The sequence below is a fragment of the Paenibacillus xinjiangensis genome (assembly GCF_059686975.1).
The window spans coordinates 135,707-150,644 of the sequence record NZ_JCAALS010000008.1; the positions used below are offsets into that span (position 1 = coordinate 135,707).

A 14,938-nucleotide genomic window follows, 5' to 3' on the forward strand; every position below is an offset into this window, starting at 1 on the left:
CAAACAGTTATATCGTGAATGAGATTGAACATCGATTACCAACCGTTGCTGAGCCGTAAATGCGACAGAAGAAGAACTTCTTAAAATCAAAGGTGTAGGCAAAGTAAGAGCTGGACAGATTATAGCAACAGTAAAGCTATCTAGAATTATTTCTACACCTTCACGTAAAAAAATATATCCGCTCACCACAAGATGTATTCACTCTACTTGGTAACGAACTTAAATACCTTCAGCAGGAAGCAGTTCATTTGTATCTTCCTTAATACGAAAAATGGTATCACAGGTAAAGAAGTCATTTCGATTGGCACGCTTAATGCCAGTCCTGTTCATCCTAGAGAAGTGTTTCGTCTTGCAATCAAACGAAGTTCTGCTTCTATTATCTGTGTTCATAATCATCCAAGTGGCAATCCTGAACCTAGCAACGAAAGATAATTCAATTACGAAAAGATTAAAGGAAGCAGGAAACATTATCGGTATTGAGGTACTCGATCATATCATTATTGGTTCTGACACGTTCGTGAGTTTAATGGAGCGTGGTCACTTCTCATGAGCTCACAAATGACTTACCGCAGATTGTTACTGTTCCTTCAAGTTTTAGATAGTGAGCAACTGGACTGTGATCTCACTATTGAAGACCAAAACAATGAGTTTTCCCAAGCAATCTTAACTATTTATCCCCATGATGATGTTCTAATGGCAGGACATCCTTATTTTTGTATAGCAAAAACTAACCCATAGGAGTCAATGATATACAAGCAAATATGTATTATGCCTTAGAATCCATTCAAACGGAGCAAATTAATTACTGGAAATGACTAATCCATCGTCGTAATGGTATTAGTGGCGTCTATAGTCGAAATCGATAACCTTTGTATTCGCTAAAACTGAGAAGGATAAGGGTTATCCTGAGTTCATTAAGACAATTCAGAACCGCATGAGAAGGCTTCTGAAGATTGCTAACCTTAATAAGCGCTTGACTCCTCACTCCTTACGTCATACGCGCACTTCCCTTCTTGCAGAAGCGGGCGTGGGCATACGTGAGATCATGGAACGAGTGGGCCATCAAGACGATGAGATTACCAAGAGGGTTTATCTTCATGTTACAAAAACCATGAAAAAAGAGGCCTCTCAAAAGTTCGGTGAACTGATGAGACGCCTCTAGATTTTTTAAATTCAATTATAGCTGAGCTTCATCTAAAGGAAGCCTTTTTCACTAAGAAACTAGTTCAGGTTGAGCATAAAACTTGTTCTTACTTCCTTGTATTTCTATATGTGCTTCCCAAACAAAAAACTTCCAATGCTCACCAATAGATGGTGTATAAACAATAAGATCAGAAGTAATCCTCTTTCTCAATTCTTTAAAATCAACATAATACACCTTTCCACCTTCTAACCTAACAGCCAAGATGGAAATATCAGAGTCATCTAATATTTGAACTTGAGATACATTCAGATCAAACCATCCACTGCCCTTGACATGAATTTTTGAGCCTAGAGTACAAACAACAATCCGATTCCCATTACTTTCACCTTCGAACATGATCTGTTTTCTTGTGATATTTGTTAATCTGCAACTATACTTGGTGCTTAGCGTTCCAATGATATGATTCTTATCTGGGACGATCGTCTCCAACCCCTTATTCAATATTATTTTCCAATAATAGCATAAAATTCGCCGTTGACGTTTGGAATAAATAATTGTAAGGAAAAAAGGCATCTGATGAGTTCGTGAACTCATCAGATGCCTTTTTTTACACCATGTGTAAATTTGTGGTCGAATAGGGTTTCCTTATATGGAAACCCCTGATGTATAAGGGTTTTTCACCCTTATTACATCATGCCGCCCATTCCACCCATGCCGCCCATATCAGGCATAGCTGGTTTGTCTTTTTCTGGCTTATCAGCAACTACGGCTTCAGTTGTCAGGAACATAGCTGCAACGGAAGCTGCGTTTTGAAGAGCAGAACGAGTAACTTTGGCAGGGTCAACGATACCTGCTTCGAACATGTTAACCCATGCTCCAGTAGCAGCGTTGTAGCCTACGCCAACTTTTTCGTTTTTCAGACGCTCAACGATTACGGAACCTTCTTGACCAGCGTTCGCAGCGATTGTGCGAAGCGGCTCTTCAAGGGAGCGCAATACGATGTTAACGCCAGTTTGCTCGTCGCCATCTGCTTTAACAGCAGATACAGCGTTGTATACGTTAATAAGAGCAGTACCGCCACCGGATACGATACCTTCTTCAACTGCTGCGCGAGTTGAGTTCAGGGCATCTTCAATGCGAAGCTTGCGCTCTTTCAATTCTGTTTCAGTAGCTGCGCCGACTTTGATAACCGCAACGCCGCCAGCTAGTTTAGCCAGACGCTCTTGCAGCTTCTCACGGTCGAAGTCGGAAGTTGTTTCTTCCAGCTGAGCGCGGATTTGGTTAACGCGAGCAACGATGTCAGCGGAGTTGCCGCTGCCGTCAACGATGATCGTGTTTTCTTTTGTTACACGTACTTGACGAGCAGAACCCAGTTGATCAACAGTAGTCGATTTCAGCTCAAGGCCGAGCTCTTCTGTGATCACTTGGCCGCCAGTCAGAGCAGCGATATCTTGCAGCATTGCTTTACGACGGTCGCCGAAGCCAGGAGCTTTAACGCCTACGCAAGTGAATGTGCCGCGAAGTTTGTTCACTACTAGAGTAGCTTGAGCTTCGCCTTCGATATCTTCAGCAATGATCAGAAGCTGTTTGCCGGATTGTACGACTTTCTCAAGAACCGGAAGGATCTCTTGAATGTTCGATACTTTTTTATCTGTGATCAGGATGTATGGGTTGTCAAGGACAGCTTCCATTTTATCCGTATCAGTAATCATGTAAGGAGAAACGTAGCCGCGGTCGAATTGCATACCTTCTACGACTTCAAGCTCCGTTACGAAGCCTTTGGATTCTTCTACAGTGATAACGCCGTCGTTGCCGACTTTTTCCATAGCTTCTGCAATCAGTTGGCCAACTTCTTCATCAGCAGATGAGATCGAAGCAACTTGTGCGATCGATTGTTTGCCTTCGATTGGTTTTGCAATTGCTTTCAACTCTTCAACTGCAGCTTTAACTGCTTTTTCGATACCTTTGCGAATAACCATAGGGTTAGCGCCAGCTGTTACGTTTTTCAAGCCTTCGCGAATCATCGCTTGAGCAAGAACCGTAGCAGTAGTCGTACCGTCACCAGCTACATCATTCGTTTTGGTTGCTACTTCTTTAACGAGCTGAGCGCCCATGTTCTCGAAAGCATCTTCCAATTCGATTTCTTTAGCGATGGACACGCCGTCATTCGTGATGAGCGGGCTGCCGAATTTTTTCTCCAGAACGACATTACGGCCTTTAGGACCGAGTGTTACTTTAACCGCGTTTGCAAGCGCATCAACCCCGCGCAGCATCGCGCGACGAGCGTCTTCACTGAATTTAATATCTTTTGCCATTATCGGTTAACCTCCCAAAAATTTAAAATAATGTGTTTCCCACCAGAAGTGGTAAGTATACAAGCTGCCTAACGTCTATGTGTGCCTAAAAGGTGGCCTATTCAAAGATCGCGTGGATTTCGCTTTCTTTCATAATCAAATACTCTTTGCCTTCGTACTTGATTTCTGTTCCCGCATATTTGGAGAAAAGAACGCGGTCGCCTTCTTTTACTTCAAGGGCAATACGTACGCCGTCTTTCAACGTACCCGTTCCAACTGCTACTACTTTGCCTTCCTGCGGCTTTTCTTTCGCACTGTCCGGCAATACGATACCGCTAGCGGTTGTTTCTTCTTTCGCGATAGCTTCAATCAATACACGTTCACCCAAAGGTCTGATCATTTGAAAATAGCCTCCTTTAAAAAATTGTCGCTTATTGTTTTTTATTAGCACTCGTAAGCGTAAAGTGCTAACAACCATTTTTATCATACCTATTTTCCGCTTCAATTTCAAGTGCCTAGCGTCATTTTTGCAGTAAATTTACTTAATCAGCGAGCAGCGCTTCTGGCACTTTATCCATTATAGCCTTATCCCATTTAACCTATAAGGAAGGAATAACTTTTTCCTGTCCTTTTATTCAACCGCGATACTAATGTCTGTCATAAAATGATACTCGCTCTTATCGTCCTCTTCCCCCGTATAAAAGTCAGCAATGGCATTGACCTTATAGATGCCCTCCGGGAACCCTTCACCCTGTAAGAACTGCTTAACAAAGGCCGTTCGTTCCGAAGCATCTCCTGCATCATAACCGCCTGATTTCCCATATACTCGAGTAACCCACTCTCCTTGCTTCATAACGGTGGTGAGCAAAGGCTGCTCCATCTCGGTCCCCATATCAATACCACGAGTCGTTTCGGTAACGCCAAAGGCAAGAGGATACATCGCATGATAGATCGTCTCCTCACTCTTATCGCCGACGTATTTCAGCATGGCCTTCATCAGCACCTTCTCACCAGGCTTATAGCTCTGCTTCTCCGAAGTTAATCGCAGCACGAAATCCCCCTGTTGAATCTCGGATACCATGCTCAGCTCCTGATCCACGGGTGTCTCTATAGCCGGGGGAGCTTCAGCCGCTGGCTTCCCTTCATTACTGCACGCCCCCAGCAGCATTACCATTACCACGAACAACCCCAACCTCATTCTGAACATAACAATCCCTCCATTCTATCGTTACTGACGCGAACGGAGGGCTAATTGTTACCTTTCATGAATACCAAGGGGCACCATGTACAGGCCTGTATGCTCATCATGCTTAATGACAACATCCACATCATAGATCGTACGCATCGTTTGCTCGGTAATGACCGCTTCAGGGGCACCTTTCATTACTGCCTCGCCGTCCTTCATGACCATAATGCTGTCACTGTAGCGAATCGCCTGATTGATATCATGCAGCACCATTACAATTGTGATGCCATGCTCCTCGTTCAGACGTTTCACAAGCTCCAGAATTTCGAACTGATGATAAATGTCGAGATAAGTCGTCGGCTCATCGAGAAAAAGAATTGGCGTCTTCTGGGCTAGCGCCATCGCGATCCATACCCTTTGCCTCTCCCCGCCGGACAGCTCTACAATGCGCTTATCGCGTTTGCCCAGCAGATCCGTACAAGTAAGCGCCCATTCCACCGCCTTCTCATCTTCCTCCTGAGTTTGACGAAACATGCTCTTATGCGGCATGCGTCCGAAGCTTACGAGCTTCTCCACAGTCATATCGGTTGGCGCTTCATTATGCTGGTGAACGACTGCGAGCTTCTGGGCTAGCTCCTTCGGCTTGTAGGCAACTAACGCTTTGCCATCCAGCACGACTTCCCCTTTATGAGGGCTCAGGTTTTTGGACATGACGGCAAGCAAGGTCGACTTGCCACTTCCATTAGGCCCAACGATGGTTGTAACCCTTCCCGTCTCAATCGTTGCATGGATGTTCTTGAGCAGGTCTAATTTCTTATCATAGGAAAAAAAAATATCGTTAAGCTCCATGAATACGATCACTCTTTCTTAGCATAAATACGAGAAATGGCCCGCCAATAATCGTCATTATTATAGAAGCGGGTATTTCTGTCGGCGCAACAATCGTTCGACCAAGCGTATCCGCTGTTAATATAAGAAGTGCACCTAACAAGATAGAGAACGGAATCAACACCTTATGGTCAGAGCCGACCAGCAGCCTGCCTATATGCGGGACGAGCAGTCCAACGAAAGCAATCAGACCGCCTACTGCCGTTGCGACAGAAGCGAGCAGCACCGCTACAACAGATATGACCAGACGTGCCCGCATGACCCGGAATCCAAGGTTGCCGGCTGTTTTATCTTGAAGCGACAACAGGTTGCACCATGTGCTCAAGAAGAGCGCTAGAATTAATCCAATGGAGCCATAGAGCCCTAGAATCTCTACATCAGTCCATGTCTTCATCGTGAAGATCGAGCTGATCGCCTGATTCACGGAAGTAACCGCGTAGCTCCCTCGATAATTGAACGATTGACCGAGTCCTGTGAACGTCGCATTAATCGCAACCCCAACTAGAATAAGGCGCAGCGGGCTCAGGCCGCTTTTCCAAGAGAACGAATAGACGAGGAAGCAGGCAACCGCGCCGCCGAGGAACGAGAAGAATGGCATCCAGAAGAACATCGCCGGGAAGATCGTCACCATTAATAGCGAGATGAAGCCCGCACCTGCCGAAATTCCGATAACGCCAGCGTCAGCAAGCGGATTTCTCATTACAGCCTGCAGCAGTACACCAGATACCGCCAGAGCCGCTCCCGTCAGCAAGGACACAATAATACGTGGAAGACGCAAATCCCGAATAACCTCAACCTCTTCATTCGTGCCGCTGAATAAGCCCTGTATTAATTCAATCATGCCGACCTTTATGCTTCCTGTCGTTGCAGAAATGATCGTTACCGCTAGCAGCAGTACGATGACGCTAATGAAACTAATTACATTTTTGTACATATTCAACTTCCTCCATGCTCTATGGAACCATTAGCTTCGAACAGCTCTGTCCTTGATCTGCAATGATTATGGATACAGCATCTCTGTTAACGTATCAAGCGCATCATTCGCTGCAAGGTTGCCGGTCGTTCCGAACAGCTCCTCTTCCAGATCATAGACACGATCGTTCTTCACCGCATTGAAATGCTTCCATATATCATTCTTCTTGAACTCTTCATCGAACATCTTGATCACTTCATCCGGCATTCCATGAGCGGCACGCAGGATGACATCCGGGTTCGCCTGCTGCAAATATTCCGTATTAGAGGCAAGGAATTCAACCTTCTCACCTTGGACAATGTTCACTCCACCGACAAGCTTAACAAGATCGCCGATATAAGAGTTTTCTGTCGCAACCAAATAGCTGCCCGGTACGCCAAGCAGAATAAGCACGGTTGGCTTCGTCTCACCCTCCGACATGCTCTGAATTTCTGCTAGCTTGTCGTCATAGCTTTTCACTAGCGCGGTTGCCTGCTCTTCGCGGCCGTATTTGGCGCCTAGCTCTGTAATCGCTTTTTGCATATTTGCAAGGCTTGTTAGATTCAGGAACTGCGCCTCAATGCCCACGCCCTCGAACACTGGCTCCAGATCATATTGAAGCGTCGTAACCGACAACACCTCTGTCGGCTTGAGAGATTTGACGAGCTCCATATCTGGGCTCATCGGATTGCCAACCTTTTTCACGCTGTCATATCTTGTAGGAAGGGTCTTCACGCTAGTAGGGATACCTACAAGATCAATCTCTAGAGCATCCATAATTTGAGTAATAGCAACTGTCGTAGCTACAACCCTTTGCTCTGCTTCCGCTGGCTCAGCAGCTGCCTCCGTGCTGTTAGCCTGTGCTTGAGCTGACGTATTATTGGAATCGGAATTGCCGCCTCCACAGCCGGCAGCCAGCAGGACTAGAATCATTACTGTCAATGTTAGAATGGACTTTCTCATTGCGATCGTTAACTCCTCTCTCCCTTGTGTACACAAATGGACAGAGGACGCCAGTTATCTTGGCATCCTCTCGTTAGCACCACTTGTATAATGCTGTCCTTATTGTGCTGCTGTTTCTGCTTGTTGAGCTTGAGCCGCTGCATAATCCACTGCTCGTAGAATGAGAGTGACTGCTTCAGCACGAGTAGCATTCGCATTCGGCGCGAACTTATTGTTTTCTTGGCCATTGATAATGCCGTACTTCACTGCTGCCGCTACATAAGGTCTAGCAAAGGCAGGAACTTGATCCGCATCAGCGAATGTCAGCTCTGCATTCTCTTCGACTGGCAGCCCAAGCGAACGAACGATCATAACAGCGATTTCTGAACGGCTTACATTCTGAGCCGGACGGAACGAGGAATCGGAATAGCCGCTAATAATACCTGCTGCTACGGCTTGCTCTACGAAAGACTTCGCCCATGCCGGGATGCTGTCTGAATCCGTGAAACCAGCTGGTGATTCGGAATTGCTCGCAAGCTTCAGCGCTCTGCTAATTAGAGCTGTGAACTCCACGCGGCTGATCGTTCCATTAGGGCGGAAGCTGCCGTCTGTATATCCCGTAACGATGCCTAGCGATACAGCACGATTAATGGATTCTTTTGCCCAGTGACTAGCAATATCCTTCAGCTCAACAGCTGGCGTTGTCGTCTCGCCGCCCTCTTCTTCACCCTCTTCAACTTCTCCTCCTGGTAAAGATGGGTTAATTGTATAACCTGGATCTCCTGTATCCGCACTTACACTGCCGAATTCGATTTGGACAGGGTATTGGTGGTGATAGTCAACTTCATCCCAGTCAATCTTCACATTGCCATTCAGCTTCGTCGTAAGATCTGCAACAGTGAAGGTTACGTCTCTCGTGTTCTTATCTTCATTAGTGCTCGTCGTAGTTAATGAAACCCCACTAATCGTAAAGCTTGTAATCTCTTTGCTTCTTCCGAGTCGAATCGTAACTTTCTTCGTTCCGTTCTGAACCACTAGCTTAGCTGGATGAACAGCATAGCCATTCATTACCGAAGCGTTCGATTTACCATTCTCAAGGATCGTGAATTGCAGATTATAAGTTCCGTCTGCAAGTGTATCTGGTGCTGGCACGGTTGTACCCGGATTCGTTGGATTTGTTGTACCTGGATCCGTTACTGCCGTAACCGTTGCTGGATCAAATACGATACGGAAAGGTGCTGAGCCATTATACGGCTGACCGTTAAAAGTCGTTTGGTATGCTACATTCGCATCAACGACAGCGGACAGGTCTTCGACTGTAAATTGTACCGTTCTTGTGTTCGCTGTCTCATCCGTTTTCAATACAGTTGCATCTACTAGCTCTTCAGCTACTTTTGTTTTAAACGCTGTAACTGTCTTATGATCATTAATCGTGATCGCAGCTTTAATCACACCGTTGCTGACTGTAAGTGCAGCTGGATTCACCAAATATCTTGCCATGCTGGATGCAGCGTCGTTGGTTGCATGCTTAGCTGCGTAATTAATTGTGTATGTTCCGTCTGCCAGTGTTTTTTGGACACTAGCCGTATCGAATACGATACGGAAAGGGGCTGAGCCATTATACGGCTGACCGTTAAAAGTCGTTTGGTAAGCTACATTCGCATCAACTACAGTGTTCAAGTCTTCTACTGTGAATTGTACAATTCTCGTGTTTGCTGTCTCATCCGTATGCAATACGGCAGCATCTACTAGCTCGCCGGCTACTTTTGTTTTCAATGCTGTAACCGTTTTGTGATCATTGATGGTTATAGCTGCTTTTACAATGCCATCGCTGACCGTCAGTACAGCTGGATTGTTAAGATATCTTGCCATGCTTGATGATTCATCTTTGGTAGCATGCTTTGCTGCATAATTAATCTTGTATGTTCCATCCGCCAATTTGACTAGCTTCAAGCTTTCTGCATCAAATACGATACGGAAGCCTGCTGAGCCATTATAAGGTTGACCATTAAAGAGTGTCTGATAAGACACATTTGCCTCAAGTGCTGCTTGCAAATCCTCTACTGTAAATTGTACGGTTCTCGTGTTCGCTGTCTCATCTGTATTCAGAACGGTTGCATCAACTAGCTCACCGGCTACTTTAGTTTTCAGCGCGGTAACCGTTGTATGATCGTTAATTGTAATAGCTGCTTTCAGCGTACCATTGCTAACCGTAAGTACAGCTGGATTGTTCAAATATCTTGCCATGCTTGAAGCTTTCTCTTCGGTTAAATGCATGGCTTGATAGTTAATCGTATAAGTACCATCTAATAATGCGATTTCTGTACCAGATGTCGGTGGTTCTGTTGGTTCCGGTTCCGGCTCAGGCTCTGGTTCAGTCGTATTATTCGTGCCAAAAACAAGATCAACATCATGTTCCGCATCATAATCAATTTCTGGCCAATACACTTTGACCCAGCCATTCAGCTTCTTCGTCAGATCAGCTACTTCAAAGCCGACCACTCTCGTATTCGCTTCCGTATCTGTACTTAATACGTCGGTTGCTGTCAGAACGCCATCCGCGTTCTCCACTTTGAAATCTGTAATTTGCTCGCTTTGCTTCAGAGTAAAAGAAACATAATAAGTGCCTTCCGTAACGGTTACATTAGCAGGACCTTCTACATATTGAGCCATATAGGAGTCTGTCTCCGTACCATCTGCCAATACTTTTAAATCTACGGTATACGCCTCAGCCTCTGACTCGCCTCCAGCAGCCTTTACAGCCGGATAGAACTGTACACTTCCTAGCAATACGAACATTAACGTTATCATTGAGACTAGCTTGATCCATTTATTATTCAACTTCAACATTCTCCTTTTTCTTGACTCTCATTGATAGTTATGTGATTATGCCTTGCTTCCACGCTTATTGCGTTTATACCAGAACAAAGCTCCACCTAATAGAACGACTAATACAGCACCGCTTCTAATCCAAATAGAAGAAGAATTCTTCTCGCTTGCACCTGACAAAGGCTCGGCTGCTGTTTCGATAGCGCCTGTACCTGCTTGGAGGACCCCAGCATCTGTTACAGCTTGAACCTCACCAGCTGTTTCATCCTCTGCTTCAGCAGCATCAGCTGTTTGCTGATCAGCAGTTTCTAGCGCAGGTGTCGCTTCTGGTTCAGACTCCGCCTCTGCCTTAGGCTCTACTGTAGCTTCGGGTGCAGTTGTTGCCTCTGGCTTAGCTGTTGCTTCGGCTTCTGGAGATTTGCTGCTTCCACTGCCACCACTAGCTACGGTACCGCTTTCCTTACCCGTGCTAGTGCTGGGAGCAGCTGTTGCCTTGCTAGCATCCTTAGCCCCCTGAGATGAGCCGCTTGTCACTGTACCGGATTGATCGGGAGTGCTGACTGGCTTGCTCTCCTCTTTTTTATCGTCCGTTGTTGTGCCTGCAGCCGTATCTTTACTGTCCGTGCTGCTTTCTTCTACTGCTGGCTCTGCCGCTTTAATCAGCTTGAGAGAGTCCGTATCGAACACCAGACGAATCGTATAATCATGGTCATAATCGATGGATTCTACCGTGACATGAATCTTGGATATGACAGGCTTAGAAGGATCATCAATCTTGAATTGCGTCACTCTCGTATCCGCCTTCTTGTCTGAGCTGATGACCTTGGTATCTACATAGCCGCCGTTTCCTGGAACCTTGAATTGTGTAACCCACTGACTATGATTCAACTTCATCTGCACGGTCGTTTGACCATTCTCCACGATCAGTGTTGCGGGCTTCTCCCAATAATCGTTAGCCATAGAGGCCGAATCATCCTCAGCCTTCAGCACTGTATAAGAAATGGTGTATGTCCCATCAGCCAGATCAGACGCAGCTCTTGCTACTGGAGCAGCGAATAGGAGCATGAAGCACAGGGCTAGCAGCGGTATTGCTTTTGCAGCAATAAACCTACTCATTGCAATCCTCCTTAATTTTGAAAAAAATATGATTTATTTATCTTTTATTATGATTTTTCGATATTAATAAATGGAACTCATTTGAATTGAAACATATAGAAGTGAATGATTATCATTATCAATTTAATCTCAAAAAAAATAATCGTTACTTTTGACTCCCTACATACTACCTCTATAAAACCTTGATATATCAGGCCTTCCACACTTCTTCCCATCGGCTGGCAATCATCTTTACTCTCGTATGTATTTCTTATTTCATCCATTTTCCTCGCTCTCATTCAACTACATGCTCGTGCTTTACTAAACTAGAGAAGATATTAACGTATCCTTTCTGACATTGTCAACACTATTGATTAGAAAAGTTTGGATAAAAATATGTTATTACTTTATGACTAAATATAAAAAAATAAATCAGTCAAACTATAACAATTTCTCTATTGACGTCGATAACAATTATCATTATCATGTATGTAATTGTATTGATATTGATTTTCATTTTCATTACTAATGGAGGACCCTATGAACAAGCTTTTGCCTCTTACGCTAGTCATTGTTATGACTATCCTTACAGGATGCAGTACATCCGCTCAGCAGGCAGCCGACAATGGCATCACTTCGGTGCTTACGATTACTGATTTTGCCGACCGCAAGGTGGCATTCCAGCAAATACCGCACAATATAATAGCCCTAAGCAATGGAGAAACAGATATTATACATGCGCTTGGCGGCAATCTTGTAGGGAAGCCCAACAGTACTGGAGAGGCAGTCTTAGAGGGTACTGAGGATGTTGCCCAGATTGGATCAACGCATGAGGTTGACCTGGAGAGAATAACTTTTCTGAAGCCCGATGTCGTGCTAGGCAATAATCCGATGAATACGAAGGATGTAGCCGCTATCGAGAGTATCGGTGCCAAGATGGTTCTCACAAGCGCCAATTCCGTTGATGAGATTAAACGTCAGATTACATTATTCGGACAATTGCTGCAGCAGGAACAAAAAGCAAGCGAGCTGATTGCTTCAATAGATGAGAAGCTTAGCAGCTATGAAGCAGCCTCATCTACGAATAGCCCTCGTGTTCTTATCGTATACGGTGCTCCCGGAACGTATATGGCTGCGTTGCCCAATTCGTTAAGCGGCAATCTGCTGGAGAAGGCCGGCGGGCATAATATCGCCTCTGATTTCCCAGCTCTCCAGAGCTATCCGCAATATGCACAGATGAACACAGAGAGAATTATTCAATCCAATCCCCAGCTTATTCTCATTATGACGCATGGCAATCCGGAGGAGGTTCGGAAGGGCTTCTTGAAAGAAATGCAATCGAATGCCGCTTGGAGCGGGCTTGATGCTGTCATCAATGATCGGGTAGAAATTCTTCCCTCCACCCTGTTCGGTTCGAATCCAGGAACCAAGGTAATGGATGCTCTTGATTTCCTATATGCTCTTCTGCAGGACGTGAATTAGACCAAGATGAATAAACAAACTCGCACTACACGTAGACAATGGCTGCTCGCCACAGCCCCTATCGCACTTCTGCTTGTCACTTTTTATGGCTTAACCTATGGCTCTGTGAACATATCACTACGGGATATATGGATCGTATTTACAGGCAATGGCGAGTCGGTCAATGAGGCCATTATTATGAATTTGAGATTGCCTCGTGTGCTGATCGGCCTCTTAGTAGGCGCCTGTCTTGCGGCATCAGGAGCTCTCTTACAAGGCATTATGAAGAACCCGCTGGCTGATCCCGGCATCATTGGCGTATCTTCTGGCGGTGGGCTTGCTGCCGTTATAACGATGGTATTACTTCCGCAATACAGCTATCTGCTCCCTGTCTCTGCATTTGGTGGTGCGCTTCTCGCCTCTATCATCATCTATCTGCTGGCTTATGATAAAGGCAGCTCTCCACTCAAAATTGTGCTCGCAGGCGTAGCCATTAACGCTCTGTTAGGTGCCATAATGAACGGTGTAATGGTTGTATTCAGTGACCGTGTGCAAGCTGTCCTGCCCTGGCTGTCAGGTGGACTTAACGGAAGAAGCTGGTACCATCTGTCCTTCATGGCTCCCTATGCCATTGTCGGACTGCTGCTAAGTATATTAGCGATCAAACCAGCCAATATGCTTATGCTCAGCGATGATTCCGCCAAGCTGCTCGGTCAAAGAGTTGAGCTCCAGCGACTGCTCATTATTATTCTTGCCGCACTGCTCGCAGGAACAGCTGTCAGCGTAGCAGGCCTAATCGGCTTCGTAGGCCTAGTAGTCCCTCATGCGATCAGACTTATGATCGGTGAGGATTATCGCTTTCTCTTGCCACTATCCATAGCAGGAGGAGCAGCAATTGTCGTACTGGCAGACACTATTGCAAGATCTTGGTTCGATCCTATAGAGCTTCCTGTTGGTATTTTGTTAGCCTGCTTGGGAGCACCGTTCTTTTTAATTTTATTGAGGAAACGGAGTATCATACGATGAAAGCTATTGAAACGAACGAGCTCAATCTCGAGCGTGGCATGTTCCACTTGCAAGACGTAACAGCCTCCATTCCACAAGGGAAAATAACCGCTATCGTTGGTCCCAACGGCTCTGGCAAATCTACCTTGCTGAAGCTTATGGCCCAACTGCTGAGTGCAGATAGCGGAGAGGTGCTCATTAACGGTAAGCCGGCTAATGCGTTCAAACGATCCGAGTTCGCCAGAACGATCTCCATGCTTCCCCAGTCCAAAGAGAGCATTCCGGATATAACCGTTCGTGAGCTCGTTGCCTTCGGTCGCTCTCCCCATCAGGGAATGCTGCGACAACGATTGACCAAAGAAGATGAAGAGATCATTAATTGGTCACTGAAGATGACCGGCATTCGTCGTCATGAGGATCGTATGTTCCATACGCTATCGGGAGGTGAACAACAAAAAGCGCGAATCGCGATGGCTATTGCACAGAAGACAGATATCATTCTACTTGACGAGCCTACTACATACTTAGATATGTCCCATCAGCTGGATGTTATGGAGATGCTCCGCAAATTGAACAAGCAGCTCAATCTGACTATTGTCATGGTTCTCCATGATCTTCAACAGGCTGCTGCTTATTGTGACTATCTGATTGCTATGGACGGCGGTCAAATCTCTACAGTCGGTAGTCCACAAGCTGTTATTACCCCACGGTTTCTAAGGGACGTCTTCGAGATTGAAGCCAGAGTAAGCTTCGAAGATGATTACCCTATTATTATTCCATTACCACACAAATACGAGGAGGAATCAACGATGGTTATTGTAACGAATGTATCGAAGATCACGAAGGGTGACGGCGACAAGCTGATCGAGCGCTTCAACAAAGTCGGCAAAGTAGAAGGTATGGAAGGGTTCCTCGGTCTAGAAGTTATGCTAACTGAGAATACCAAGGAATATGATGAAGTAACTGTTAGTACGCGCTGGAACTCCAAGGAGGATTTCCAAGCATGGACGCGCAGTGAAGCATTCCGTGAATCCCATTCCCATCGTAAAACACCTGAGTATATTCTAGATAACAAGATTTCCTTCTACGAAGTGAAGATTGTCCGTAATCCTCTTGCTCTAGAAGCTTAAGTTCGCTCTTAT

Annotated in this window: 15 protein-coding genes and 1 pseudogene; 7 read left to right on the plus strand and 9 right to left on the minus strand. The window is 45.5% G+C overall.

The window, feature by feature from the left end; genetic code table 11:
* Positions 1–85 precede the first annotated feature (85 nt).
* The 4 genes and pseudogenes from AC6ESP_RS10400 to AC6ESP_RS10415 all read left to right on the plus strand — a co-directional run.
* Complete coding sequence (locus tag AC6ESP_RS10400; RefSeq protein ID WP_497096728.1) at positions 86–214, plus strand: hypothetical protein; 129 nt, start codon at positions 86–88, stop codon at positions 212–214.
* A complete protein-coding gene (locus tag AC6ESP_RS10405) occupies positions 193–432 on the plus strand; it encodes a JAB domain-containing protein (protein WP_497096643.1) in 240 nt (79 codons plus the stop codon). The genes AC6ESP_RS10400 and AC6ESP_RS10405 overlap by 22 nt, the downstream gene beginning before the upstream one ends.
* Positions 401–550, plus strand: coding sequence for a JAB domain-containing protein (locus AC6ESP_RS10410; protein ID WP_497096644.1), 150 nt, complete (start codon positions 401–403; stop codon positions 548–550). The genes AC6ESP_RS10405 and AC6ESP_RS10410 overlap by 32 nt, the downstream gene beginning before the upstream one ends.
* 318 nt (positions 551–868) lie before the next feature.
* Positions 869–1,162, plus strand: a pseudogene (locus AC6ESP_RS10415) (tyrosine-type recombinase/integrase); the annotation flags it as partial.
* Between the two features lie 51 nt (positions 1,163–1,213).
* Here the strand turns inward: AC6ESP_RS10415 and AC6ESP_RS10420 are convergent.
* The 9 genes from AC6ESP_RS10420 to isdC form a co-directional block, all read right to left on the minus strand.
* On the minus strand, positions 1,214–1,540 hold the full coding sequence (locus AC6ESP_RS10420) for a hypothetical protein (protein ID WP_497096645.1): 327 nt from the start codon (positions 1,538–1,540) through the stop codon (positions 1,214–1,216).
* 290 nt (positions 1,541–1,830) lie between these two features.
* Complete coding sequence (gene groL / locus AC6ESP_RS10425; RefSeq protein WP_497096646.1) at positions 1,831–3,459, minus strand: chaperonin GroEL; 1,629 nt, start codon at positions 3,457–3,459, stop codon at positions 1,831–1,833.
* Positions 3,460–3,556: 97 nt separating this feature from the next.
* Positions 3,557–3,838: a co-chaperone GroES gene (gene groES, locus AC6ESP_RS10430; protein WP_497096647.1), complete on the minus strand. Its 282-nt coding sequence runs from the start codon at positions 3,836–3,838 to the stop codon at positions 3,557–3,559.
* 231 nt (positions 3,839–4,069) lie between these two features.
* Positions 4,070–4,645, minus strand: a complete 576-nt coding sequence (locus tag AC6ESP_RS10435) for a hypothetical protein (RefSeq protein ID WP_497096648.1) — start codon at positions 4,643–4,645, stop codon at positions 4,070–4,072.
* 48 nt (positions 4,646–4,693) lie between these two features.
* Positions 4,694–5,473, minus strand: coding sequence for an ABC transporter ATP-binding protein (locus AC6ESP_RS10440; RefSeq protein WP_497096649.1), 780 nt, complete (start codon positions 5,471–5,473; stop codon positions 4,694–4,696).
* Positions 5,463–6,446 (minus strand): FecCD family ABC transporter permease, encoded by a 984-nt coding sequence (locus AC6ESP_RS10445; protein ID WP_497096650.1) that lies wholly within the window; start codon positions 6,444–6,446, stop codon positions 5,463–5,465. Before AC6ESP_RS10445 ends, AC6ESP_RS10440 begins: the two co-directional genes overlap by 11 nt.
* A gap of 66 nt (positions 6,447–6,512) precedes the next feature.
* On the minus strand, positions 6,513–7,433 hold the full coding sequence (gene isdE, locus AC6ESP_RS10450; RefSeq protein ID WP_497096729.1) for a heme ABC transporter substrate-binding protein IsdE: 921 nt from the start codon (positions 7,431–7,433) through the stop codon (positions 6,513–6,515).
* Between the two features lie 93 nt (positions 7,434–7,526).
* Positions 7,527–10,247, minus strand: coding sequence for an NEAT domain-containing protein (locus AC6ESP_RS10455; RefSeq protein WP_497096651.1), 2,721 nt, complete (start codon positions 10,245–10,247; stop codon positions 7,527–7,529).
* A gap of 45 nt (positions 10,248–10,292) precedes the next feature.
* Positions 10,293–11,351: a heme uptake protein IsdC gene (gene isdC, locus AC6ESP_RS10460; protein WP_497096652.1), complete on the minus strand. Its 1,059-nt coding sequence runs from the start codon at positions 11,349–11,351 to the stop codon at positions 10,293–10,295.
* A gap of 519 nt (positions 11,352–11,870) precedes the next feature.
* On the opposite strand from isdC, the gene AC6ESP_RS10465 reads away from it, so the two are divergent.
* Genes AC6ESP_RS10465 through isdG form a run of 3 tightly spaced genes read left to right on the plus strand, consistent with a single transcriptional unit; the run spans position 11,871 to position 14,926 of the window.
* Positions 11,871–12,812: an ABC transporter substrate-binding protein gene (locus tag AC6ESP_RS10465; protein ID WP_497096653.1), complete on the plus strand. Its 942-nt coding sequence runs from the start codon at positions 11,871–11,873 to the stop codon at positions 12,810–12,812.
* 6 nt (positions 12,813–12,818) lie between these two features.
* On the plus strand, positions 12,819–13,817 hold the full coding sequence (locus AC6ESP_RS10470; RefSeq protein ID WP_497096654.1) for a FecCD family ABC transporter permease: 999 nt from the start codon (positions 12,819–12,821) through the stop codon (positions 13,815–13,817).
* Positions 13,814–14,926, plus strand: a complete 1,113-nt coding sequence (gene isdG, locus AC6ESP_RS10475) for a heme oxygenase (protein ID WP_497096655.1) — start codon at positions 13,814–13,816, stop codon at positions 14,924–14,926. Before AC6ESP_RS10470 ends, isdG begins: the two co-directional genes overlap by 4 nt.
* Positions 14,927–14,938 lie beyond the last annotated feature (12 nt).

What these genes read in the sequence shown, in the direction of transcription:
- AC6ESP_RS10405 (WP_497096643.1), top strand. Translation starts at nt 193, where the DNA reads ATGTATTCACTCTACTTGGTAACGAACTTAAATACCTTCAGCAGGAAG.
- AC6ESP_RS10420 (WP_497096645.1), bottom strand. Translation starts at nt 1,540, where the DNA reads ATGTTCGAAGGTGAAAGTAATGGGAATCGGATTGTTGTTTGTACTCTA.
- groL (WP_497096646.1), bottom strand. Translation starts at nt 3,459, where the DNA reads ATGGCAAAAGATATTAAATTCAGTGAAGACGCTCGTCGCGCGATGCTG.
- groES (WP_497096647.1), bottom strand. Translation starts at nt 3,838, where the DNA reads ATGATCAGACCTTTGGGTGAACGTGTATTGATTGAAGCTATCGCGAAA.
- AC6ESP_RS10435 (WP_497096648.1), bottom strand. Translation starts at nt 4,645, where the DNA reads ATGTTCAGAATGAGGTTGGGGTTGTTCGTGGTAATGGTAATGCTGCTG.
- AC6ESP_RS10440 (WP_497096649.1), bottom strand. Translation starts at nt 5,473, where the DNA reads ATGGAGCTTAACGATATTTTTTTTTCCTATGATAAGAAATTAGACCTG.
- AC6ESP_RS10445 (WP_497096650.1), bottom strand. Translation starts at nt 6,446, where the DNA reads ATGTACAAAAATGTAATTAGTTTCATTAGCGTCATCGTACTGCTGCTA.
- isdC (WP_497096652.1), bottom strand. Translation starts at nt 11,351, where the DNA reads ATGAGTAGGTTTATTGCTGCAAAAGCAATACCGCTGCTAGCCCTGTGC.
- AC6ESP_RS10465 (WP_497096653.1), top strand. Translation starts at nt 11,871, where the DNA reads ATGAACAAGCTTTTGCCTCTTACGCTAGTCATTGTTATGACTATCCTT.
- AC6ESP_RS10470 (WP_497096654.1), top strand. Translation starts at nt 12,819, where the DNA reads ATGAATAAACAAACTCGCACTACACGTAGACAATGGCTGCTCGCCACA.
- isdG (WP_497096655.1), top strand. Translation starts at nt 13,814, where the DNA reads ATGAAAGCTATTGAAACGAACGAGCTCAATCTCGAGCGTGGCATGTTC.